Origin of the sequence: Pseudomonas sp. BBP2017, from assembly GCF_003024385.1 — a bacterium.
Taxonomy (GTDB): Bacteria; Pseudomonadota; Gammaproteobacteria; order Pseudomonadales; family Pseudomonadaceae; genus Aquipseudomonas.
Window position 1 is genome coordinate 16,571 of sequence record NZ_PVZN01000023.1, and the last position, 22,244, is coordinate 38,814.

Annotated in this window: 18 protein-coding genes; 12 read left to right on the forward strand and 6 right to left on the reverse strand. The window is 60.7% G+C overall.

Annotated features, from left to right (window positions below; translation table 11 throughout):
* Nucleotides 1-57 precede the first annotated feature (57 nt).
* The 5 genes from C6382_RS21780 to C6382_RS21800 all read left to right on the forward strand — a co-directional run bounded on the left by C6382_RS21780 (nt 58) and on the right by C6382_RS21800 (nt 5,359).
* On the forward strand, nt 58-966 hold the full coding sequence (locus C6382_RS21780) for a carbohydrate ABC transporter permease (RefSeq protein ID WP_107026392.1): 909 nt from the start codon (nt 58-60) through the stop codon (nt 964-966).
* Nucleotides 959-1,804: a carbohydrate ABC transporter permease gene (locus tag C6382_RS21785; protein ID WP_107026393.1), complete on the forward strand. Its 846-nt coding sequence runs from the start codon at nt 959-961 to the stop codon at nt 1,802-1,804. The genes C6382_RS21780 and C6382_RS21785 overlap by 8 nt, the downstream gene beginning before the upstream one ends.
* 6 nt (nt 1,805-1,810) lie before the next feature.
* Nucleotides 1,811-2,968 (forward strand): ABC transporter ATP-binding protein, encoded by a 1,158-nt coding sequence (locus C6382_RS21790; RefSeq protein ID WP_107026394.1) that lies wholly within the window; start codon nt 1,811-1,813, stop codon nt 2,966-2,968.
* A gap of 54 nt (nt 2,969-3,022) precedes the next feature.
* Nucleotides 3,023-4,369: a carbohydrate porin gene (locus C6382_RS21795; protein ID WP_107026395.1), complete on the forward strand. Its 1,347-nt coding sequence runs from the start codon at nt 3,023-3,025 to the stop codon at nt 4,367-4,369.
* 135 nt (nt 4,370-4,504) lie between these two features.
* Nucleotides 4,505-5,359: a D-hexose-6-phosphate mutarotase gene (locus C6382_RS21800; protein WP_107026396.1), complete on the forward strand. Its 855-nt coding sequence runs from the start codon at nt 4,505-4,507 to the stop codon at nt 5,357-5,359.
* Here the strand turns inward: C6382_RS21800 and hexR are convergent.
* The gene (gene hexR, locus C6382_RS21805; protein ID WP_174242320.1) at nt 5,352-6,212 is read right to left on the reverse strand and encodes a DNA-binding transcriptional regulator HexR; all 861 of its coding nucleotides are present in this window, start codon (nt 6,210-6,212) and stop codon (nt 5,352-5,354) included. The two genes, C6382_RS21800 and hexR, sit on opposite strands and share 8 nt — an antisense overlap.
* A gap of 214 nt (nt 6,213-6,426) precedes the next feature.
* Between hexR and zwf the strand changes: the two genes are divergently transcribed.
* The 3 genes from zwf to C6382_RS21820 are packed head-to-tail and all read left to right on the forward strand — an operon-like array spanning nt 6,427 to nt 9,288.
* Nucleotides 6,427-7,896 (forward strand): glucose-6-phosphate dehydrogenase, encoded by a 1,470-nt coding sequence (gene zwf / locus C6382_RS21810; RefSeq protein ID WP_107026397.1) that lies wholly within the window; start codon nt 6,427-6,429, stop codon nt 7,894-7,896.
* Nucleotides 7,883-8,596, forward strand: a complete 714-nt coding sequence (gene pgl, locus C6382_RS21815) for a 6-phosphogluconolactonase (RefSeq protein WP_107026398.1) — start codon at nt 7,883-7,885, stop codon at nt 8,594-8,596. The genes zwf and pgl overlap by 14 nt, the downstream gene beginning before the upstream one ends.
* 17 nt (nt 8,597-8,613) lie before the next feature.
* The gene (locus C6382_RS21820) at nt 8,614-9,288 is read left to right on the forward strand and encodes a bifunctional 4-hydroxy-2-oxoglutarate aldolase/2-dehydro-3-deoxy-phosphogluconate aldolase (RefSeq protein ID WP_107026399.1); all 675 of its coding nucleotides are present in this window, start codon (nt 8,614-8,616) and stop codon (nt 9,286-9,288) included.
* 189 nt (nt 9,289-9,477) lie between these two features.
* Here C6382_RS21820 and leuA read toward each other — a convergent pair whose 3' ends face one another.
* The 4 genes from leuA to C6382_RS21840 form a co-directional block, all read right to left on the reverse strand.
* Nucleotides 9,478-11,151 carry a 2-isopropylmalate synthase gene (gene leuA / locus C6382_RS21825; RefSeq protein ID WP_107026400.1) on the reverse strand — a complete coding sequence of 558 codons (1,674 nt, stop codon included), beginning with the start codon at nt 11,149-11,151 and terminating at the stop codon, nt 9,478-9,480.
* A gap of 312 nt (nt 11,152-11,463) precedes the next feature.
* Nucleotides 11,464-12,288, reverse strand: a complete 825-nt coding sequence (locus C6382_RS21830; protein WP_107026401.1) for a M23 family metallopeptidase — start codon at nt 12,286-12,288, stop codon at nt 11,464-11,466.
* A 3-nt stretch (nt 12,289-12,291) separates the two neighbouring features.
* Nucleotides 12,292-13,671: an exodeoxyribonuclease VII large subunit gene (xseA, locus tag C6382_RS21835; protein WP_107026402.1), complete on the reverse strand. Its 1,380-nt coding sequence runs from the start codon at nt 13,669-13,671 to the stop codon at nt 12,292-12,294.
* Between the two features lie 8 nt (nt 13,672-13,679).
* A complete protein-coding gene (locus C6382_RS21840; protein ID WP_107026403.1) occupies nt 13,680-14,648 on the reverse strand; it encodes a LysR family transcriptional regulator in 969 nt (322 codons plus the stop codon).
* Nucleotides 14,649-14,750: 102 nt separating this feature from the next.
* Here C6382_RS21840 and C6382_RS21845 point away from each other — a divergent pair, with 102 nt between their 5' ends.
* The 4 genes from C6382_RS21845 to guaA all read left to right on the forward strand — a co-directional run bounded on the left by C6382_RS21845 (nt 14,751) and on the right by guaA (nt 19,321).
* Nucleotides 14,751-15,533, forward strand: coding sequence for a sulfite exporter TauE/SafE family protein (locus C6382_RS21845; protein WP_107026404.1), 783 nt, complete (start codon nt 14,751-14,753; stop codon nt 15,531-15,533).
* Between the two features lie 18 nt (nt 15,534-15,551).
* Complete coding sequence (locus C6382_RS21850) at nt 15,552-16,109, forward strand: sugar ABC transporter ATPase (protein ID WP_107026405.1); 558 nt, start codon at nt 15,552-15,554, stop codon at nt 16,107-16,109.
* Nucleotides 16,110-16,194: 85 nt separating this feature from the next.
* Nucleotides 16,195-17,664 (forward strand): IMP dehydrogenase, encoded by a 1,470-nt coding sequence (guaB, locus tag C6382_RS21855; RefSeq protein WP_107026406.1) that lies wholly within the window; start codon nt 16,195-16,197, stop codon nt 17,662-17,664.
* Nucleotides 17,665-17,743: 79 nt separating this feature from the next.
* Nucleotides 17,744-19,321, forward strand: a complete 1,578-nt coding sequence (gene guaA, locus C6382_RS21860; RefSeq protein WP_107026407.1) for a glutamine-hydrolyzing GMP synthase — start codon at nt 17,744-17,746, stop codon at nt 19,319-19,321.
* Nucleotides 19,322-19,386: 65 nt separating this feature from the next.
* On the opposite strand, the gene C6382_RS21865 is transcribed toward guaA, so the two are convergent.
* Nucleotides 19,387-22,170: a dermonecrotic toxin domain-containing protein gene (locus C6382_RS21865; RefSeq protein ID WP_107026408.1), complete on the reverse strand. Its 2,784-nt coding sequence runs from the start codon at nt 22,168-22,170 to the stop codon at nt 19,387-19,389.
* Nucleotides 22,171-22,244: the final 74 nt, after the last annotated feature.

A 22,244-nucleotide genomic window follows, 5' to 3' on the forward strand; every position in this document is an offset into this window, starting at 1 on the left:
CACACATCCCCTGTGGGCGCGGGCTTGTCCCGCGATACCCCAACACGAGACCTCCCTATGAGCACTGTTGCTACCCTCAACAAGGCCTCGCCCTTCGACGCCTTGCAACGCTGGCTACCGAAACTGGTACTGGCGCCAAGCATGCTGATTGTCCTGGTGGGCTTTTATGGCTACATCTTCTGGACCTTCATCCTCTCCTTCACCAACTCCAGCTTCATGCCCAGCTACAAGTGGGTGGGTCTGGCGCAGTATGCGCGGCTGATGGAGAACGACCGCTGGTGGGTCGCCAGCAAGAACCTGCTGCTGTTCGGTGGCCTGTTCATCGCCATCAGCCTGGTGATCGGCGTGCTGCTGGCGGTATTGCTCGACCAGCGCATTCGCCGCGAAGGGTTTATCCGCACGGTTTACCTGTACCCCATGGCACTGTCGATGATCGTCACCGGCACTGCCTGGAAATGGCTGCTCAATCCGGGCCTGGGCCTGGACAAGATGCTCCGTGACTGGGGCTGGGAAGGTTTTCGCCTGGACTGGCTGGTGGACCCGGACCGGGTCGTCTACTGCCTGGTGATCGCGGCGGTGTGGCAAGCCTCGGGCTTTGTCATGGCGCTGTTCCTGGCGGGCCTGCGCAGCGTCGATCAGTCGATCATTCGTGCCGCCCAGGTCGATGGTGCCAGCTTGCCGAGCATCTACTTGCGCATCGTGCTGCCGAGCCTGCGCCCGGTGTTCTTCAGCGCATTGATGATCCTCGCCCACATCGCCATCAAGAGCTTCGACCTGGTCGCGGCGATGACCGCAGGCGGGCCAGGGTACGCCTCGGACCTGCCGGCGATGTTCATGTACTCCTTCACCTTCAGCCGCGGGCAGATGGGCATGGGCTCGGCCAGTGCGATCCTGATGCTCGGCGCGATCCTGTCGATCCTGGTGCCTTATCTGTATTCGGAATTGAGGAGCAAGCGCCATGACTAGAACCCTGGCACCGCGTACTTTCAACTTCAGTCGGATCGCCATCTACGCCACGCTGTTGCTGGCCTGCGCGCTGTACCTGGTTCCGCTGATCGTGATGCTGCTGACCAGCTTCAAATCGCCGGATGACATCCGCACCGGCAACCTGTTGAGCTGGCCTGAAGTGATTACCGGTATCGGCTGGATCAAGGCCTGGGACACGGTGGGCGGCTACTTCTGGAACTCGGTGAAGATCACTATTCCAGCGGTGCTGATCTCGACGTTGCTCGGGGCGCTCAACGGCTATGTCCTGTCGATGTGGCGCTTCCGTGGTTCGCAACTGTTCTTCGGGCTGTTGCTGTTCGGTTGCTTCCTGCCGTTCCAGACCGTGCTGCTGCCGGCCTCGTTCACCCTCGGCAAGCTCGGCCTGGCCAGCACCACCACCGGCCTGGTGCTGGTGCATATCGTCTACGGCCTGGCGTTCACCACGCTGTTTTTCCGCAACTACTACTGCAGCGTGCCGGATGCCCTGGTACGCGCGGCGCGGCTGGACGGGGCGGGGTTCTTCACCATCTTCGGACGCATCCTGCTGCCGATGTCGGTGCCGATCATCATGGTCTGCCTGATCTGGCAGTTCACTCAGATCTGGAACGACTTTCTCTTCGGTGTGGTGTTCGCCAGTGGCGACGCGCAACCGATCACCGTGGCCCTGAACAACCTGGTCAACACCAGCACCGGGGTCAAGGAATACAACGTCGACATGGCGGCGGCGATGATCGCCGGGTTACCGACCCTGTTGGTCTATGTGCTGGCTGGCAAGTATTTCCTGCGCGGGCTTACGGCCGGCGCGGTCAAGGGGTGAACCAATATGGCAACGCTTGAACTGCGCAACGTCAACAAGACCTACGGCAGCGGTCTGCCGGATACCTTGAAGCATATCGACCTGTCGATCGACTCCGGGGAGTTCCTGATTCTTGTCGGCCCTTCCGGCTGCGGCAAGTCGACTTTGATGAACTGCATCGCCGGTCTCGAACAGATTACCGGCGGGGCGATCCTGGTGGACGATGCCGACATTAGCGGCATGAGCCCCAAGGACCGCGATATCGCCATGGTCTTTCAGTCTTATGCGCTGTACCCGACCATGAACGTGCGCGACAACATCGCTTTCGGCCTGAAGATGCGCAAGATGCCGGCGGCGGCGATCGATGAGGAAGTGGCGCGGGTGGCCAAACTGCTGCAGATCGAACACCTGCTGACGCGCAAGCCCGGCCAGCTCTCCGGCGGCCAGCAGCAACGTGTGGCCATGGGCCGGGCGCTGGCGCGGCGACCGAAGATCTACCTGTTCGACGAGCCGCTGTCCAACCTCGACGCCAAGCTGCGGGTGGAGATGCGCACCGAGATCAAGCTGATGCACCAGCGCCTGAAAACCACCACGGTGTATGTCACCCACGACCAGATCGAAGCCATGACCCTGGGCGACAAGGTGGCGGTGATGAAGGACGGCCTGATCCAGCAGTTCGGCACGCCGCAGCAGATCTACAACGATCCGGCCAATCTGTTTGTTGCCAGCTTCATCGGTTCGCCACCGATGAACTTCATTCCGCTGCGTCTGCAGCGCAAGGACGGCCGCTTGCAGGCGTTGCTCGACAGTGGCCAGGCCCGCTGCGAACTCCCCCTGGGAATCAGTGATGCAGGGCTTGAAGACCGTGAGGTGATCCTTGGCATTCGTCCCGAGCAGATTGCTCTGGCGCCAAGCCAGGCCAATGGCCTGCCGAGCATTCGGGCCGAGGTGCAGATCACCGAGCCGACCGGTCCCGACCTGCTGGTGTTCGTCACCCTCAACCAGACCAAGGTCTGCTGCCGCCTGGCGCCGGATGTGGCGATCCAGGTGGGTGACACCCTGAACCTGCAGTTCGATCCGGCCCGGGTGTTGTTGTTCGATGCCGTCACTGGCGAGCGCCTGGGGGTGAAGCTCACGCCACAGCAGTCCGGTCAGGACAATGTCGCGCAATTCAAGGGTCGTTGAATTCGTTGTAAGTCGTACATGCCCATCAAGAACAATAAAACGAGGAAACAAGGGATGGATCACTTCAAACGCATCAAGCCGCTGGTTCCGCTGAGCCTGCTGGCAGCCCTCGGGGTCAGCTGCGGGGCGCAGGCGGCCGGCGCTTTTGCCCCGGAGTCAAAATGGATGAGCGGCGATTGGGGCGGTACCCGCACCGAATTGCTGGAGAAGGGCTACGACTTCACCCTCGACTACGTTGGAGAGGTGGCAGGCAACCTCAACGGCGGTTACAACGACGACAAGACCGCGCGCTACAGCGATCAGTTCGCGTTGGGCGCGCACCTGGACCTGGAGAAGATCTTCGGCTGGCACGACACCGAGTTCAAGCTGGCGATCACCGAGCGCAGCGGACGCAACCTGTCCAACGACCGCATCAGTGATCCGCGGGCCGGCCAGTTCAGTTCCGTGCAGGAGGTCTGGGGCCGTGGCCAGACCTGGCGGCTGACCCAGATGTGGATCAAACAGCAGTACTTCGATGGCGCCCTGGATGTGAAATTCGGCCGTTTCGGCGAAGGCGAAGACTTCAACAGCTTCCCGTGCGACTTCCAGAACCTGGCGTTCTGCGGCTCTCAGGTCGGCAACTGGGTGGGGGGTATCTGGTACAACTGGCCGGTCAGCCAGTGGGCGCTGCGGGTCAAATACAACATCACCCCGGAATTCTTCGCTCAGGTCGGGGTGTATGAGCAGAACCCGTCCAACCTTGAAACCGGCAATGGTTTCAAGCTCAGTGGTAGTGGCACCGAGGGCATGATCCTGCCGGTAGAGCTGGTCTGGTCGCCCAAGGTCAACAATCTGCCGGGTGAGTACCGCTTGGGTTATTACTACAGCACCGCCAAGGCCGACGATGTCTTTGATGACGTTAATGGCCAGCCCCAGGCGATTACCGGCAACGACTTCAAGTCACACTCCAGCAAGCATGGCTGGTGGGTGGTGGCTCAGCAGCAGGTGACCGCACATAACGGCGATGCCAGCCGTGGCTTGAGCTTGTTCGCCAACTTCACCGTGCATGACAAGGCCACCAACGTGGTCGATAACTATCAGCAGGTGGGTATGGTCTACAAAGGCGCTTTCGACGCCAGGCCCAAGGATGACATCGGCTTTGGCGTAGCGCGGATTCACGTTAACGATGATGTTAAGGACCGCGCCGAGTTGCTCAATCAGCAGAGCGGCGTTGATGATTACAACAACCCGGCCTTTGTGCCGATTCAGGAGACCGAGTACAACGCCGAGTTGTATTACGGCTTCCATGTCACCAACTGGCTGACCGTACGGCCCAACCTGCAATACATTAAAAGTCCGGGCGGGGTGGACGAGGTGGATAACGCACTGGTCGCTGGCTTGAAGATTCAGTCGTCGTTCTGAGGCAATATGTTGTAAATTTACGCCATATTGCGACCGCTCTGCGGTCGATCGCCGGCAAGGCCGGCTCCTACCGTACATTGTAGGAGCCGGCCTTGCCGGCGATGAGGTCCTCACTAACAACAAGAGTTTCCAACCATGCCCGAGCACCCGCTACATCGCTTCTTCACCTCGCAGAGGCCGCGACCGACCTTCGAGTGGGAGCGTTATCAGCAGCGCGATGTGCTGATCATCGACCATCCCCAGTGCCAGGCCGTGTTCAGCCGCCAGGGCGCGCAGCTGTTGCACTTCCAGCCCACGGGCGAGCGGCCCTGGCTGTGGTGTGCGGCGCAGTGGCCGCAGGTCGGCGCCATTCGTGGCGGTGTGCCGGTGTGCTGGCCCTGGTACGGTCGCCATCCCAGCGAAGACATGTGGCCAGCGCACGGCTGGGCGCGTTTGCTCGACTGGAAACTGATCGACAGCAGTGAGGACGAAGAGGGCGTGGCGCTCAAATGGCGTTTGCAGTTGTGCGATTGGCAGGTCGACCTGTTGGCCAGGTTAGGTAAACGCATGGAGTTGCAGCTCAGTACCGAACACCAGGACAGCCAACCTTGTCAGCTGAGTCATGCTCTGCTGGCCTACTGGCGTATTAGTGACGTTTCAGAGATAGCGCTATCTGGGCTAGAAAACATTGAAGGTTACGACCGTTTGAACCGTCAGGCCTGCCGTCAGAAGGGCGCCTTGAAGGTCCATGGCGGCTGTCAGCGGGTGTTCCCCAATGCAGCGACCGTGCAACTGCACGACCCGGCCTGGCAACGACAACTGAGCATCGATACCGGTGACAGCGAGGACACCATCGTCTGGCACCCGGGCAGTCGCCCGTTAATGGGGGTCAGCAGCAGTGAAACCCTGGGTTTCGTCTGTGTCGAGGCGGCCAGTGGCAGCAGTGACAGCCTGAGCCTGGCGCCGGGAGAACAGGCACACCTGCGGTTGCAGGCACAGCTGCTTAGTTGAGCTCGTCGTCGATCGGGTAGCGGCTGGCGTTGAGGCTTTCCTTGATCTTGCGCAGGTGCGGCTGGAAGTCCACGCCGCGGCGCAAGGTCATGCCGGTGGCCAATACGTCGAGTACGGTCAACTGGATGATCCGCGAAGTCATCGGCATGTAAATATCAGTGTCTTCTGGCAGCGGTATGTTCAGGCTCAGGCTGCTGGCTTTGGCCAGGGGCGAGTCAGCGGCGGTCAGGCCTAGCACCGAGGCACCGTTTTCCCGGGCCAGGCGTGCGACTTCGACCAGTTCGCGGGTACGCCCGGTGTAGGAGATGATCACGAACAGTTCACCGGTATGAGCCACCGAAGCCAGCATGCGCTGCATCAGCACATCGGCGTGGGCCGAGACCGCCAGGTTGAAGCGGAAGAACTTGTGCTGGGCGTCCAGGGCCACCGGAGCCGAAGCGCCGAGGCCGAAAAAGTGGATCTGCCGGGCCTGGATCAGCATGTCGACGGCGCGGCTGATCAGCTGCGGATCGAGTTGCTGGCAGGCACTGTCCAGCGAGGCGATGGCGCTGCCGAAGATCTTCTGGGTGTAGGACGCCGGATCATCATCGGCCTCCACCGCCCGGCTGACATAAGCAGCGCCGCTGGCCAGGCTCTGCGCCAGTTGCAGCTTGAGCTCGGGATAGCCACTGACGCCGAACGAACGGCAGAAGCGGTTCACCGTCGGTTCACTGACCTTGGCTGCCTGGGCCAGGGCGGCGATGCTGAAACGGGTGGCTTGCTGAGGGTTGAGCAGGATGACTTCGGCGACTTTGCGCTCAGCCTTGTTCAGCTCTTCGAGGCGGCCCTGGATCTGCTCCAGGAGGTTTCGCACGCGGTCCATGGGTATGTGTCCTTGGGTCGATGAGGCAGCCCGCTGCTGATGGCAGCGGGCTTTTGACGCGGTGGCCTATCGTACTGATGGCATGGGAGGCACACCACTTGAATCTGTGTTCCAGATAAAATGTTGTGGTTTTTACTACATTATTCCTTGAAAACTGCGATTGAAAACGGTATTTCTACGTCAACTTGATAAAAGAACCAACATCATGGCATCGATCAGCGTTGAACCTTGCACCTTTGCCCTGTTTGGCGCACTCGGCGACCTGGCCTTGCGCAAGCTGTTTCCGGCGCTTTACCAGCTTGATCGCGCCGACTTGCTGCACGCTGATACCCGTGTGCTGGCGCTGGCCCGCGAGCCGGGCAGTGTCGAAGAGCACCTGACATCGATCGAGGCGCATTTGCGAGAGTTTGTCCCGCAAGGGCAGATCGAGACAGTGGTGTTGCAGCGTTTTCTCGCGCGCTTGCGCTATCTGCATGTGGACTTCCTCAAGGCCGAGGACTATCAGGCGCTGGCCGAGCAGGTCGGTGATGACAGCCAGCTGATCGCTTACTTCGCCACGCCCGCGGCGGTCTATGGCGGAATTTGCGAGAACCTCGACAAGGCCGGTCTCAGTGCGCGTACCCGGGTGGTGCTGGAAAAGCCTATCGGTCATGACTTGGACTCTTCGCGGCGGGTCAATGAGGCGGTGGCGCAGTACTTCCCGGAAAACCGCGTTTATCGCATCGACCATTACCTGGGCAAGGAAACCGTACAGAACCTCATTGCCCTGCGCTTTGCCAACAGCCTGTTCGAAACCCAGTGGAACCAGAACTCGATCTCTCATGTGGAAATCACCGTCGCCGAGAAGGTCGGGATCGAGGGGCGCTGGGGCTATTTCGACAAGGCCGGGCAACTGCGCGACATGATCCAGAACCACTTGTTGCAGCTGCTTTGTCTGATCGCCATGGACCCACCCAGCGATCTCTCTGCGGACAGCATTCGTAACGAGAAGGTCAAAGTGCTCAAGGCCCTGGCACCGATCACTGGCGAAGGCCTGAGCACGCATGTGGTGCGCGGCCAGTACATCGCCGGCTACAGCGAAGGCAAGCCGGTGCCAGGCTACCTGGAAGAAGACAACGCCAACGCCCAGAGCGACACCGAAACCTTTGTTGCCCTGCGCGCCGATATCCGCAACTGGCGCTGGGCTGGCGTGCCGTTCTACCTGCGTACCGGCAAGCGCATGCCACAGAAACTGTCGCAGATCGTCATCCATTTCAAGGAAACCCCGCACTACATTTTCGCCCCGGAACAGCGTTTGCAGATCGGCAACAAGCTGATCATCCGTTTGCAGCCGGACGAAGGCATTTCCTTGCGGGTGATGACCAAGGAGCAGGGCCTGGATAAGGGCATGCAGCTGCGCAGCGGGCCGTTGCAGCTGAACTTTTCCGACACTTGGCGCAGTGCGCGGATTCCCGATGCCTATGAGCGCTTGCTGCTGGAAGTAATGCGCGGCAACCAGAACCTGTTCGTGCGCAAGGACGAAATCGAATACGCGTGGAAGTGGTGCGATCAGCTGATTGCCGGCTGGAAGAATAGCGGCGATGCGCCCAAGCCTTATGCCGCTGGCTCCTGGGGGCCGATGAGCTCGATTGCATTGATTACCCGTGATGGGAGGTCTTGGTATGGCGATATCTGAACTGCAACTGCCGGCTAACGTGACGGCCCATGATTTCAACGGCACCGTGCAGTTGGCCGAAGGCTTGGCCAAGGACGTAGCCGGGCGCCTGAATGCTGCGATCGCGGCAAACGGTCAGGCGACCCTGGTGGTGTCCGGTGGACGTAGCCCGGTGGCGTTTTTTCAGGCACTGATCCAGCAGCCGCTGGACTGGTCGAAGGTCTTGGTTACCTTGGCCGATGAGCGCTGGGTGCCGGTCGAGCATACCGACAGCAATGCCGGTCTGCTCAAACGCCATCTGTTGACTGGCAAGGCGGCCACGGCGCGTTTCCTTGGTCTGTACCGCGCCGCTTCCAGCCTTGAAGCTGCTGCGCTGGACGCCGATCAGGCGCTCGACGAACTATCAGGCATCGACGTGCTGGTGCTCGGTATGGGGGATGACGGGCATACCGCTTCGCTGTTCCCTAATAGCCCGAACCTGAGCGAAGGCCTTGACCCAGACAGCACGCGGCGCTGTCTGCCGATGCTGGCGCCAACGGTGCCGCATCAACGCCTGAGCATGACCCGCGCCTTGCTGGCGAGGGCTGGCTTTACCGCCTTGTCCGTGCAAGGCCCGGGCAAACTCGCTACCCTGCGCACCGCACTGGCTGGCGATGACCTGAGCGAAATGCCGATTCGCGCCTTTTTGCAAGACCCTCTGGATATTTACTGGTGCCCATGAGCCAAGGATCCGCCGTTATGACCACGCATGAACTGAAACAGCCGGGAGTTTCCATGGCCGACAAGATTGCCCGGATCGATCAGATCTGCACCCAGGCGCGGATTTTGCCGGTGATCACCATTGCCCGCGAAGAAGACATTCTGCCCCTGGCCGATGCGCTGGCTGCTGGTGGCATCAAAACCCTTGAAGTGACCCTGCGCTCGGCGCACGGCTTGAAAGCCATTCAGGTGCTGCGCGAACAGCGGCCGGAACTGTGCATTGGCGCCGGGACCGTGCTGGACCGCAAGATGTTCGCTGCCGTGGAAGCGGCTGGGGCGCAGTTTGTGGTCACGCCAGGTGTTACCCAGGACATTCTTGAGGTGGGTGTGCAAAGCGACCTGCCGTTGCTGCCGGGGATCAGCACGCCATCGGAGTTGATGATGGGCTACGCCCTTGGCTATCGCCGTTTCAAGCTGTTTCCAGCGGAAATCAGCGGTGGTGTGGCGGCGATCAAGGCTTACGGTGGTCCGTTCGGTGAAGTGCGCTTCTGTCCGACCGGTGGGGTGAACCCGGGTAATGTGAAGAGCTATATGGCCCTGCCCAATGTCATGTGTGTGGGCGGGACCTGGATGCTCGACAGTGGCTGGATCAAGAACGGCGAGTGGTCGCGGATTACCGAGTGCAGCGCGCAGGCATTGGCGCTGCTGGATTGAACTGAATCGTTGTGTGCTACACGGCTTTGAGGTGCGCTTGGTCGGCGCGCCTCTTTTTTTATCTGTACTGGCCTGATCGCGGGGCAGGCCCGCTCCCACAGCGGTCGCTCTGACTCGGTGGGAGCGGGCTTGCCCCGCGAAAAAAACCGCCTGTACTAGGCGGTTTTTTTTTGCTTCAGTCAGCGATGTTTACGCTGCCTTGGCGGCCTGCTGGCTCAAGGAACGGTTCAATGCACTGAACAGCGCCTTGAAGCTGGCGGTGGTGATGTTTTCATCAACCCCCACGCCATGCACCGGACGACCACCGGCCACACGCAATTCGATGTAGGCCGCCGCCTTGGCGTTGGTACCGGCACCAATGGCGTGCTCGTTGTAGTCCATGATCTCCACGGCCACCGGCAGGCCGGCGACCAGGGCTTCGAGGGCACCATTGCCCTTGCCGCGCCAGTGCAGGGTAGTCTCGCCTTCACCGGAAACTTCCACTTCCACGGCGCTGTGACCGTTCTCTTCCTGCAGGCGATGGCTGACCAGCGCGTACGGCGCGTTGGCTTGCAAGTACTCACGGTGCAGCAGGTTGTAGATCTGCTGGGCAGTCATTTCCAGGCCCAGACGGTCGGTTTCACCCTGAACCACCTGGCTGAACTCGATCTGCATGCGGCGCGGCAAGCTGATGCCGTATTCCTGCTCCAGCAGATAGGTGATGCCGCCTTTGCCCGACTGGCTGTTGACGCGGATCACCGCCTCGTAGCTGCGGCCAATGTCGGCCGGGTCGATCGGCAGATACGGCACTTCCCACTTGGCGTCGTCTTTCTGCTGGGTAAAGCCCTTGCGGATCGCATCCTGGTGCGAGCCGGAAAATGCGGTGTGAACCAGGTCGCCGACGTACGGATGGCGTGGGTGCACCGGAATCTGGTTGCACTCCTCGACCACCTTGCGCACGCCATCGATGTCGGAGAAGTCCAGCTCAGGGTTAACGCCCTGGGTGTAGAGGTTCAACGCCAGGGTCACCAGATCGACGTTACCGGTACGCTCGCCGTTGCCGAACAGGCAGCCTTCGACGCGATCGGCGCCGGCCATCAGGCCCAGTTCGGTGGCGGCCACGCCAGTGCCACGGTCGTTGTGGGTGTGCAGGCTGATGATCACGCTGTCACGGCGCGACACGTTGCGGCCGAACCATTCGATCTGGTCGGCATAGATGTTCGGCGTCGACACTTCGACGGTGGCCGGCAGGTTGAGAATGATCTTGTTGTCCGGCGTCGGGTTCCACACCTCGATCACCGCGTCACAGACCTCCTTGGCAAACTCCAGTTCGGTGGCGCTGAAGGTCTCCGGCGAGTACTGGAAGGTCCACTGGGTTTCCGGCTGCTGGGCAGCGTACTTGACGAACAGCTTGGCCGCGTTCACCGCGATGTCCTTCACGCCTTGCTTGTCCTGATTGAAGACGATGCGGCGGAACGACGGGCTGGTGGCGTTGTACAGGTGGACGATGGCCTTTTTCGCACCGCGCAGCGATTCAAAAGTACGGGCGATCAAGTCTTCACGGGCCTGGGTCAGCACCTGGATGGTGGTGTCCTCGGGAATGTGACCGTCCTCAATCAGTGTACGGACGAAGTCGAAATCGGTTTGCGAAGCCGAGGGGAAGGAGGCTTCGATTTCTTTCACGCCAACGCTGACCAGAGTCTTCCAGAAGCGCAGCTTCTTCACCGCATCCATTGGCTCGATCAACGACTGATTGCCATCACGCAGGTCGGAGCTGCACCAGATCGGCGCTGCGGTGATGGTCTTCGATGGCCAGGTACGGTCAGGCAAGTTGACGGTAGGGAAGGCACTGTATTTTTTCGAAGGGTCTTTGAGCATGGTCATGAAAAGCAATCCTTGAATGTGCGGCCTGGAAAGGTGGCCTGCCGAACGAAAACGAGATGAAAAGGCGAGGCGACGCGATTCAGCTTGGTAGTCGTGCACTGACCAGGCAGAGGCTGCGATGTTGACGAAGCAGGATGAGGGTCTGAAAGGTTTTCATGGCTTCAACCCTAACCAGTGGGGTTAAAGATGGCAAGCGTTGAGAAAAAATTGATAGAAATGCTTAAAAAGTTGAATTTATCGATATTTTATCGCTTATCTAATTCAAAAAGACCGCGGCAGTTGCGCAGTCTTTTTGAATGGCGCAAACGAGCATCAGGGCTGGAACGCCCCGATGAAAATCGCCGGATCCACTCGCGCATCATTGAGGCTGACGTTCCAGTGCATGTGCGGACCGGTTGCGCGGCCCGTTGCGCCTACCCGGCCTACGACAGCGCCGCGACTGAGTTGCTGGCCTGGCTTCACATCGATTTTCGACATATGGCAGAACATGCTGATAAAGCCCTGGCCATGGTCGACGAATACGGTGTTGCCGTTGAAGAAGTAATTACCCACCAGAATCACTTTGCCGTTGGCCGGGGTCTTGATCGGTGTTCCGGCAGGCACGGCGAAATCCAGGCCGGCATGAGGGTTGCGTTCTTCGCCATTGAAGAAACGGCGTACGCCAAATTTGCTCGACAGCGGGCCGCTGACCGGCTTGTCGAGGATCAGGTTGCTCGGCAGGTTGGGGCTGAAGCTGCGGTAGGCCTTGATCTGCTCGGCTAGCTCGGCATCGATGCGCTTGAGGTCGGCCGGATCGGGGTTGACCTGGCGCTTGTTCTTCAAGGTGATGCGCTGCTCCGGGTATTGCTTGCTGCCAACGTTGAAGGTCAGCGTGCGGCTGCCCTGGCTGAGTTGCGCCTGACCGGCTTTTTGCGTCAGCGGCAGGCCGACGATGGCCAGCCAGTTGTCCTGTTCCTTGACCACCAGCACCGGTTTGCCGTCAAAGCGTGCGCTCGGTGCCTGGGCTGCGGGGCCAAGGTCGATGACCGCGACGCCACCAGGCACCGGCTTGTTCAGTTGACGGGTGATGTAGCTGGCCTGGGCGCTGCTGGTGAATATCAGGCACAGCAGCAATAGCGGGGCAAACAGACGGGGCATGGTTCAGTCCAGTAGTGAAAGCGTGACCGGGGTCAGGTGGTTGTCTTCGACCCGCACGTGCAATTCGCCTTCGCCCAGGCGCGCGCTCAGGCGCTGGCCGTTGTGGGTCTGGGCGGCGCTGCGGATAGCCTGGCCGCGCTCGTCGAGGAGGATGCTGTAGCCGCGCCCAAGGGTTGCCAGAGGGCTGACCACATGGAGGGTCTGGACCTGTGCCTGCAGGCGCTGGCGACGGTCTTTGAGGGTTTCGCGCATGGCCCGCGGCAAGCGTTCGGCGAGGCTGTCCAGGCGCTGTTTGAGCAGCGCCAGGGTACGTCCTGGGTGTTGCGCGGCCAAACGCGTGTCGAGACGGGCCAGGCGTTCGCGGCGCTGGTTCAGACGTTGTTCGAAGGCCCGACGCAGGCGCATGTCGAGGTCGTCCAGGCGCTGGGCCTGTTGACGCAGGCGCTCGCCGGGGTGACGCAGGCGCCGGGTCAGGCTGTCCAGGCGCAGGCGGTCGTGCATCAGGCGGCTCTGGATGCGTAGCAGCAGGCGTCGCTTGAGGCTGTCGATGCGCCGCTGCAGGTCGCTGCTATCCGGGGCCAGCAGCTCGGCAGCGGCCGAAGGTGTAGGTGCGCGTACGTCTGCGACAAAGTCACTGATCGAGACGTCGGTTTCATGGCCGACGGCGCTGACAATCGGCGTCACACAGGCGGCGATCGCCCGGGCCACGGCTTCCTCGTTGAAGCACCAGAGGTCTTCCAGCGAGCCACCGCCACGGGCCAGGATCAGTGCGTCGAAGCCGCGGCTGTCGGCCAGTTGCAGGGCGCGAACGATCTGATTGATCGCTTCGCGGCCTTGTACGGCAGTGGGGATCAGTGTCAGCTCGACCTGCGGGGCACGACGGCGGAACACGCTGATGATGTCGCGGATCACCGCGCCGGTGGGCGAGCTGACAATGCCGATGCGTTGCGGGTGGGCGGGCAGGGTAACCTTGTTTTCAGCGCTGAACAGGCCTTCGGCGCCAAGCTTTTCCTTGAGTGCTTCGAACGCCAGGCGCAACGCACCATCGCCGGCAGGTTCGACGGTATCGAGGATAAGCTGATAGTCGCCACGGCCTTCAAACAGCGATACCTTGCCGCGTACCTTGACCGCCAGGCCATCGCGCAGGGCCTGACGAACCCGCACGGCGTTCTGCCGGAACAGCGCGCAGCGCACCTGGGCGCCGCTGTCCTTGAGGGTGAAATAGACATGACCGGAAGCCGGGCGGGCGAGGTTGGATATCTCGCCTTCGACCCAGACATTGCGGAACACGTCTTCAAGCAGCACCCGGGCGCGGCCGTTGAGCTGGCTGACGGTGAGGACTTCGCGGTCCAGGCCGAGTCTTTCGAAGGGGTCTTTGATCATGGACTGCATCATAAAGGATTGTGGCTATGGGGTGTCAGTGGCCCGCCGGTGCCTTGATCACTGTAGGAGCCGGCCTTGCCGGCGATGGGGGGCGCAGCAGCCCCCATGTGCATGATGAACTGCTGTACCAAAGGCCCGGCATCGCGACGGCACGCCAACGCCACCGTACTGCTGCACCCTTCATCTGCAAGGGTAATGAACCGCAGTGAGGGCGGGGCAATCTCCTGCATGCACTGCGGCAACAGAGCCACACCAAAACCTGCCTGGATCAACTGCAACTGGGTTGTCTTGCGTGACACCACCCGCGCGGCTTTCGGAAAGAAGCCGGCACCCATGCACAGCTCTGCAGACAGGTAGCTCAAGCCGCCGCGCTGGCGATGGGGGATGGAAATAAACGGCTGGTCACGCAGCTGCGCCAGGCAAACGCTGGTTTCCCGGGCCAACGCATGGTCTTCGGCGACCGCCAGCAACAAGGGCTCTTCAAACAGCGGCTGCACACAAAGCCCTTGATGCTGGCGCAGCACCGGCAAGCGCAACAGGCCGACTTCCAGGCGATCTTGCGCGAGCTCTGCAAGCTGTGCCTCGGAAGACTGCTGGGCGATCTCCATGGCAACGCCTGGATGCGCATGCAGATAGCCACTGAGGCGGGTCAACAGCTGCCCGGTCAAGGGCACGGTGCTCGAGTGATTCAGGCGCAGACTGCCGATTACGCCCTGGCCGACATCCCGCGCCAGACGTTGGGCCTTTTCCAGATCCACCAGCAAGGTGCGGGCTCTTGGCAGGAAGGCCTGGCCCGCAGCAGTAAGACGCGGCTGGCGAGCAGTGCGTTCGAACAGCATCGTATCGAGCTGCGACTCCAGCTCCTTGATTTGGCGGCTCAGGGCCGACTGGGCAATGAACAGGCGCTCGGCGGCGGCGCTGAAGCTGCCGGTTTCGGCGATTTCGACGAAGTAGCGCAGCTGGCGGGTGGAGATCATGAGTGATATGCCGTTTCAAGATGGCTAGTGGCGTAATTGCATATTAGTCGGCATAGCTTGGCGCTGGCTAAAGTTTCCTCACCTTCACTGTTGGCGACCGCCATGCTCTCGACCCTGCTTGCCCAATTACCCTTCACCTCCCTCGACTGGCTACCGATCCTGCTCGGCGTCGGCGCCGCCTATATCGTCTTCGGCATCGCTGGTTTCGGTACGGCGCTGGTGGCCGGGCCTGTGCTGATCAACTTCATGCCGCTGTCGCGGATCATCCCGTTGCTGGTGTTGCTGGATTTCGTCGCCGCCTTTGGCAACTGGCTGCCGGCGCGCAAGGCGGTGGCACGCTCGGAGTTACTGCGCCTGCTGCCGTGCATGGCACTGGGCTGTACCCTCGGCGTGGTGTTTTTGCTCAACCTCAAGTCCGACCTGTTGTTGCTGTTGATGGGCCTGTTCATCAGCGCCTATGCCCTGTATAGCCTGGCGGTGAAGATCAGGCCGGCACAGCTCTCGGCTTCTTGGTCGGTGCCGATAGGAACCGTGGGCGGCTTGTTCGGTGCGCTGTTCGGCAGCGGCGGCTTTCTATATGCCCTCTATCTCAATGCCCGGCTGCCTTCCAAGGAGCAGGCGCGGGCGACCCAAAGCGCGCTGATCAGTTGCAGTACCGTGGTGCGCCTGAGCCTGTTCCTGTTCGCTGGCGTGTATGCCGACCTGCCGCTGTTGTTGCTGGCCTTGTGCTTGCTGCCGATGATGGTGATCGGGCTGTACCTGGGCCGGCGTCTGACCCTGAACATGACGCGGGATACGTTCGTGCGCCTGGTCACCTGGCTGGTGCTGGTCAGCGGTATTGCCCTGATCGGTCGCTACCTGAGTGAGGTAAACTGGTTGCTTTGAGCATGTTTGGCTGCCGTCATGATTACCCAGAGCATCATTGTCCCGAAGATCTCCACCGTTCCTGTGCATGAGCCGCGCGCGCGGGCGATCCTGCGCTGGCTGGTGCGGGAAAAGATCGTCGAGGAACAATTGAGCACCTGCGGCAGCACCGGCAACCGTATGGCTTACGCCATCGCCGAGGGCGCGCGCAAAGTCGTGGAGCGGCCCGAGCTGCTGCCGTTCGGGCAGGCGGTCAATGGCCTGGAGGTGATCACCAAGCGTTGCATCTATACCCCGCTTGACGACTTTCTGGAGGAGGCGGGCTGCGCCGAATGCCGTCGCGAAGTCGGCGTGGCGCTGTTTGAAAGCCTGGAGGAGTGGATGCCCGGGCAGACCGACAACTTCATTTGCCCGCTGTGCGGCCATGAAGACGACATCAATGGTTTCCTGTTCCTGCAACCCTGCGCGTTTTCCAACCTGGGTTTTATCTTCAATAACTGGGGCGCGGCAGGATTCAAGCAGGCGTTTCTCGACGACTTTGCCGACTGGCTGGATCAGCCGGTGGCCGTGGTGCAGGTAAAGCGCGGCGGTAACTGACCGAAGGCCGATCTTTGCATTGAGTGAAGGGCTCTGCATGAGTATAATGGCGCGCTTCCATTTTTCCCGCCCGGGAGCCCCCGCGATGCTGCGTATCAGCCAAGAAGCCCTGACCTTCGACGACATTCTCCTAGTGCCTGGTTATTCAGAGGTACTACCCAATGAAGTCAGTCTCAAGACCCGTTTGACCCGTGGCATCGAGCTGAATATTCCGTTGGTTTCCGCCGCCATGGATACCGTGACCGAAGCCCGTCTGGCCATTGCCATGGCCCAGGAAGGCGGCATCGGCATCATCCACAAGAACATGACCATCGAGCAGCAAGCTGCCGAAGTGCGCAAGGTCAAGAAGTTCGAGGCCGGCGTGGTCAAGGACCCGATCACCATCGAGGCCGATGCCACGGTGCGTGACCTGTTCGAACTGACCCGCCTGAACAACATCTCCGGCGTTCCGGTGCTGCACAATGGCGACCTGGTCGGCATCGTCACCTCCCGCGACGTACGCTTCGAAAACCGTCTGGACGCCACTGTCCGTGAAGTGATGACGCCTAAAGAGCGCCTGGTCACGGTCATGGAAGGCGCCAACAAGAACGAAGCACGCGAACTGCTGCACAAGCATCGTATCGAGCGCGTACTGATCGTCGACGACAAATTCGCCCTCAAAGGCATGATGACCGTCAACGACATCGAGAAGGCCAAGGCCTACCCACTGGCCAGCAAGGACGACCAGGGTCGCCTGCGCGTGGGTGCTGCGGTCGGTACCGGCAAAGACACCGGTGATCGCGTTTGCGCACTGGTTGCTGCCGGCGTTGACGTGGTAGTGGTCGACACCGCTCACGGTCACTCCAAAGGCGTGATCGATCGCGTTCGCTGGGTCAAAGAGAACTTCCCGCAGGTTCAGGTCATCGGTGGCAACATCGCCACCGGCGCTGCAGCCAAGGCGCTGGCCGAAGCCGGCGCTGACGCGGTCAAGGTCGGTATCGGCCCTGGCTCGATCTGCACCACGCGTATCGTCGCCGGTGTCGGCGTGCCGCAGATCAGCGCCATCGCCAATGTCGCCGCCGCCCTTGAAGGCACCGGTATCCCATTGATCGCCGACGGTGGCATCCGCTTCTCCGGTGACCTGTCCAAGGCCATCGTGGCCGGTGCTTCGGCGGTGATGATGGGCTCGATGTTCGCCGGTACCGAAGAGGCGCCAGGCGAAATCGAACTGTTCCAGGGCCGTTCCTACAAGGCTTACCGTGGCATGGGCTCGCTGGGCGCCATGTCCCAGGCCCAGGGCTCCTCGGACCGCTACTTCCAGGACTCCTCGGCCGGTGCCGAGAAGCTGGTACCGGAAGGTATCGAAGGTCGCGTGCCGTACAAGGGCACCCTGACCGCGATCATCCACCAACTGATGGGTGGCCTGCGTTCTTCGATGGGTTACACCGGCAGCGCCAACATCGACGAGATGCGCACCAAGCCTGAATTCGTGCGTATCACCGGTGCCGGCATGGCCGAGTCCCATGTGCATGACGTACAGATCACCAAAGAAGCGCCAAACTACCGCGTAGGTTGATGCTTCTGGCAACACTTGCAAGCGGGGCTGTTATCGACAGCCCCGCGTCGTTTCCGATTACCACTGACGAGATTGAGTCATGGCCCTCGACATTCACGCTCACCGCATCCTGATCCTCGACTTCGGTTCCCAGTACACCCAGCTGATCGCCCGCCGCGTGCGCGAAATCGGCGTGTACTGCGAACTGCACCCGTTCGACATGGACGACGAAGCGATTCGCGAATTCGCGCCACGCGGCATCATCCTGGCCGGCGGCCCCGAGTCCGTGCATGAAGCCGACAGCCCGCGCGCACCACAGGCCGTCTGGGACCTGGGCGTGCCGGTATTCGGTATCTGCTACGGCATGCAAACCATGGCCGAGCAGCTGGGCGGCAAGGTTGAAGGTTCCGAACTGCGCGAGTTCGGCTACGCCCGTGTTGATGTAGTCGGCAAGAGCCGTCTGCTCGACGGCATTGAAGACCACGTTGATGCTGACGGCGTACTGGGCCTGGACGTGTGGATGAGCCACGGTGACAAGGTCACCCGCATCCCGCAAGAATTCCACATCCTGGCCAGCACCCCGAGCTGCCCGATCGCCGGCATGGCCGACGATACCCGTGGCTACTACGGCGTGCAGTTCCACCCGGAAGTGACCCACACCAAGCAGGGCGGTCGCATCCTCTCGCGCTTCATCCTCGACATCTGCGGCTGCGAAGCGCTGTGGACCCCGTCGCACATTGCTGAAGACGCCATCGCCCAGATCCGCGCCCAGGTCGGTAGCGACAATGTCCTGCTCGGCCTGTCCGGCGGCGTCGACTCCTCGGTGGTTGCAGCCCTGCTGCACAAGGCCATCGGCGACCAGTTGACCTGCGTCTTCGTTGACAACGGCCTGCTGCGCCTGCACGAAGGTGAGCAAGTGATGGCCATGTTCGCCGAGAACATGGGCGTCAAGGTGATCCGTGCCAACGCTGAAGAACAGTTCCTGAGCAACCTTGCCGGTGAGTCGGACCCTGAGAAGAAGCGCAAGATCATCGGCCGGACCTTCATCGACGTGTTCGATGCCGAGTCGAACAAGCTTGAGAACATCAAGTACCTGGCCCAGGGCACCATCTACCCTGACGTGATCGAGTCGGCTGGCGCCAAGAGCGGCAAGGCCCACGTGATCAAGTCGCACCACAACGTTGGTGGTCTGCCGGAAGAGATGAACCTCAAGCTGGTCGAGCCGCTGCGCGAGCTGTTCAAGGACGAGGTCCGTCGCCTCGGTCTGGAACTGGGCCTGCCGTACGACATGGTCTACCGTCACCCGTTCCCGGGCCCGGGCCTGGGTGTGCGCATCCTCGGTGAAGTGAAGAAGGAGTACGCCGACCTGCTGCGTCGTGCCGACCATATCTTCATCGAAGAACTTCGCAAGGCCGACTGGTACCACAAGGTCAGCCAGGCGTTCGTGGTGTTCCAGCCGGTGAAATCGGTGGGTGTGGTCGGTGACGGCCGTCGCTACGCCTGGGTCGTGGCCCTGCGTGCGGTGGAAACCATCGACTTCATGACCGCACGTTGGGCGCACCTGCCTTACGAGTTGCTGGAGACTGTCAGCGGCCGGATCATCAACGAGATCGAAGGCATCTCCCGCGTTACTTACGACGTGTCGAGCAAGCCGCCTGCCACTATCGAGTGGGAGTGAGTTGAACAACAAGGGCGCCTGACGGCGCCCTTGTTGCATCTGCGTTGTGCTTGGGGCGTGCTTTTCTACATCCAGGGGCGGGAGATCGCCACTTGCAGGAGCAGGTCGTTCCTGACGAAGAAACTTTCACCCTCCACCTCGTCCCAGAAACCACTGTCGGCACCAATGCTGCCTGGTTGGCCGATTTCGATATCTTCAATCCGCAAGCCGATGGCACCTTGCAGCTCACTCAAGCCGGGAACGCCTTGAAAGGAGTTGGCGTGAGAGTTGCCCACCAAAGCAACCCATCGTCCCGCGCCACGCCGCGTTTGATCGGCCTCTATGATCCGGTGAGCAAAGAAGTTCATCATTTCCTGGCGAATGACTGGCGAAGGCTTCTCGTACCAGGCCTGGCGGTATGAGACCAGACAGTCGATGGCTTGTATACGCACGTTTTGCTTGTAGGCCTCATGTAGCACTTTCTTCATGGTGTAGGGTGTCTGTTCGCCAAGCGTGGCTATGTAATCATGATTTTCGATATAGGCTTTGAGCCCATCGGGTATTGTCCCGGTTCGATTGAACAGATCCAGGTCGGCTTGGTGGAAGTCCGTCATGAAATGTTCCATGTAGAGGACATCAACGCCTTGTTTCTTGAGCTGGCGCATATTGCTTATCAAGAACTGCTTGGCACTTTGCTGGGTATGTGACTCGCCGATCACCAGCCCTTCGCTCTGTTCATACAGGCTGCGCAGGATTTCTTTGGGGCTGGCGGTGCCGGGGATTTCTGGGATCACTGGGCGAGCAGGCGGCGTGACAGCAGCATAAAAATGCTGCGCATCAGCGGCCAGTTGGTCGCGCAATTGCCGGTACAGCGTGTAGGGGGGACCGTTATAGGGGTCGCTCAGTTCCATGTCTTGGTTGCCGTTCGCGGCGTCCTGCAATGCCTCACGTTCGGCTTGCGCTACTTCATAGGGGCTCGGCTCCAATGCTGGCAGGGCCGGCCTTGGGGCCAGCCTGCCCCAGACCTTGAGCAGAAACCGAGGCGTTCCACCCTTGAGCCCCATACGTTCAGTGAACTGCCAGTTGCCTTCGTCGTCCAGAACTACGGGAACATTGCGGGTAAACGAGTAGGGGTTATCCGGGTCAATGATGACCCATGTCTTCAACTCCCCGACGTAGCGCACTTGATAGGTGCCTTCGCCAACCATTGCGTACTGCTTGCCATCTTGAAAGAAAATGCCGGTGAAGCGACCGCTGTCAGAAGCGCTCCTGAGGATATCGTTACTTTCCAATGACTCTATTAACTGGGCAAACTCGGCTGCTTGGAACGTTTTCGGCACCCAGGTTTCGATCTCGGCAGAAGTGGCAGATCCTAGCTCATCGCCCGTCAGTTGGTTTTCTTCGCCAATTCCGGGCTGGCTCTCGCTGCCGCTGGTTGTTTCACCGATTTGCGCTGCCTCTGCGATCTCTCCGGCGGCATTCACGCCGCCTGCGTGCAGCAGGGTCGCGTTGAACAGGGTGTTGACCCCGGCCAGTATGGCTCCGGTGACACCCGCCTGGCGTTCGGCCGTGGTATGGCCATTGATCGCCTGATCGATGTTCAGGCCGGTCTCGGCCAGGCCGGCTCCCACGACTGCCAGGGCCACTGGCCAATCGACAGCAGCCATGGGCGCAAACACTTTGGCAAAGGTTGCGAGGTAGCCTATCCACAGCTGTTTGCGCAGGTCCGCATTGGAGCGCAGGGCAAAGTGGGCGTCGCCGATCATGCGCTGGCGTGTTGCATCGCGAAGATAGCTGAAGGCATCTACCTGCAGGGTTCTGTCCAGGGTATTGATACCTTCAGGGTGCGTGCAGTCCCATTGCGCCTTCATTACGTCGAGCAGGTGGCCGAGCCCCACGCCGGCGTCGTTCTCTGCCTGGCTGTTGAGCGCAAAGTGACTCATGAATCGTGCCCGATCTTCTGCCGTGCCGGTTTGTGCCAACACCCACGTATACAGATCCCTGGGATCGCTGAACAGTTGCAGCGCATCCACTTCGCCGGGGCGGTAGAGCAACTGGTAACCATCCTCCATCACCACTCTAAAGATCGAGCTGGCGACATGGCCTCCAATGTCGAAGGTGCACAGGCGAATCCCTTGCGCTGGGCTGATCTCTTGCTGTAGCTGTTGCAGGGTCGGTGGCCAGGTCCGTGCACCGGTCAAGGCTTCGGCCACCTGGCGCGCGCGCCTGGCCAGGGCACTGCTGCCTTTCTGAGCGCTGACCTCCAGGACCTTGCCGAGGAATGTGGACTTGGCCAAGGTGCGATATGCGTCTGAATCTTCTGACCAGAAATGCTCGAGGTGCTGGTGAAAGTCGGTGCTGAAATCGACTTCCCAGAAGTATCCAAGCACCTCTTTAGGCGCCAGGGGAAGCTCATTGTGCTCGTCGTAGGCATCCTTGCCTGGCCCTGCGCTGTAGAAGCCGGTGTAGTTGGCAAGCTCGTCGAGGTAGTTCTGGTCGTCGACAGAGAAGCGATGCATTACCAGTTGCGGCAGGGTCAGTGATTGGTACGGGGCGCTGTGATGCTGCCAGCCACTAAAGGTACGCGGGCTGCTTGAGCCTGAATGGAAGCGATGAAAATAGACATGGTCAGGGTCATGACTAGACAGGTTGTGCCGGGCGAGAAGCTGCTTGGCAATATCACGTGCCATCTGCCGGATGTCAGGGCAGTGGGTGCTCACCTGGATTGCCATCTGTCTCAGAGCTAGAAGGTCATTGTTTTGCTGCGCGGTAACGAGCATGAGGTCTCTCGCAATGATGGGCGGGCAGGCAGGATGAGGCAGCTGATTGGAGTAAAGGTGGTAACTAATGCTGCCCAGGTGCGACATCATGCGCAGAGGTCAGAGAAAGACTTCACTTAATCTTTCGCAAATGCAGGTGTATCGTATTCGCCCTTCATCGTCGC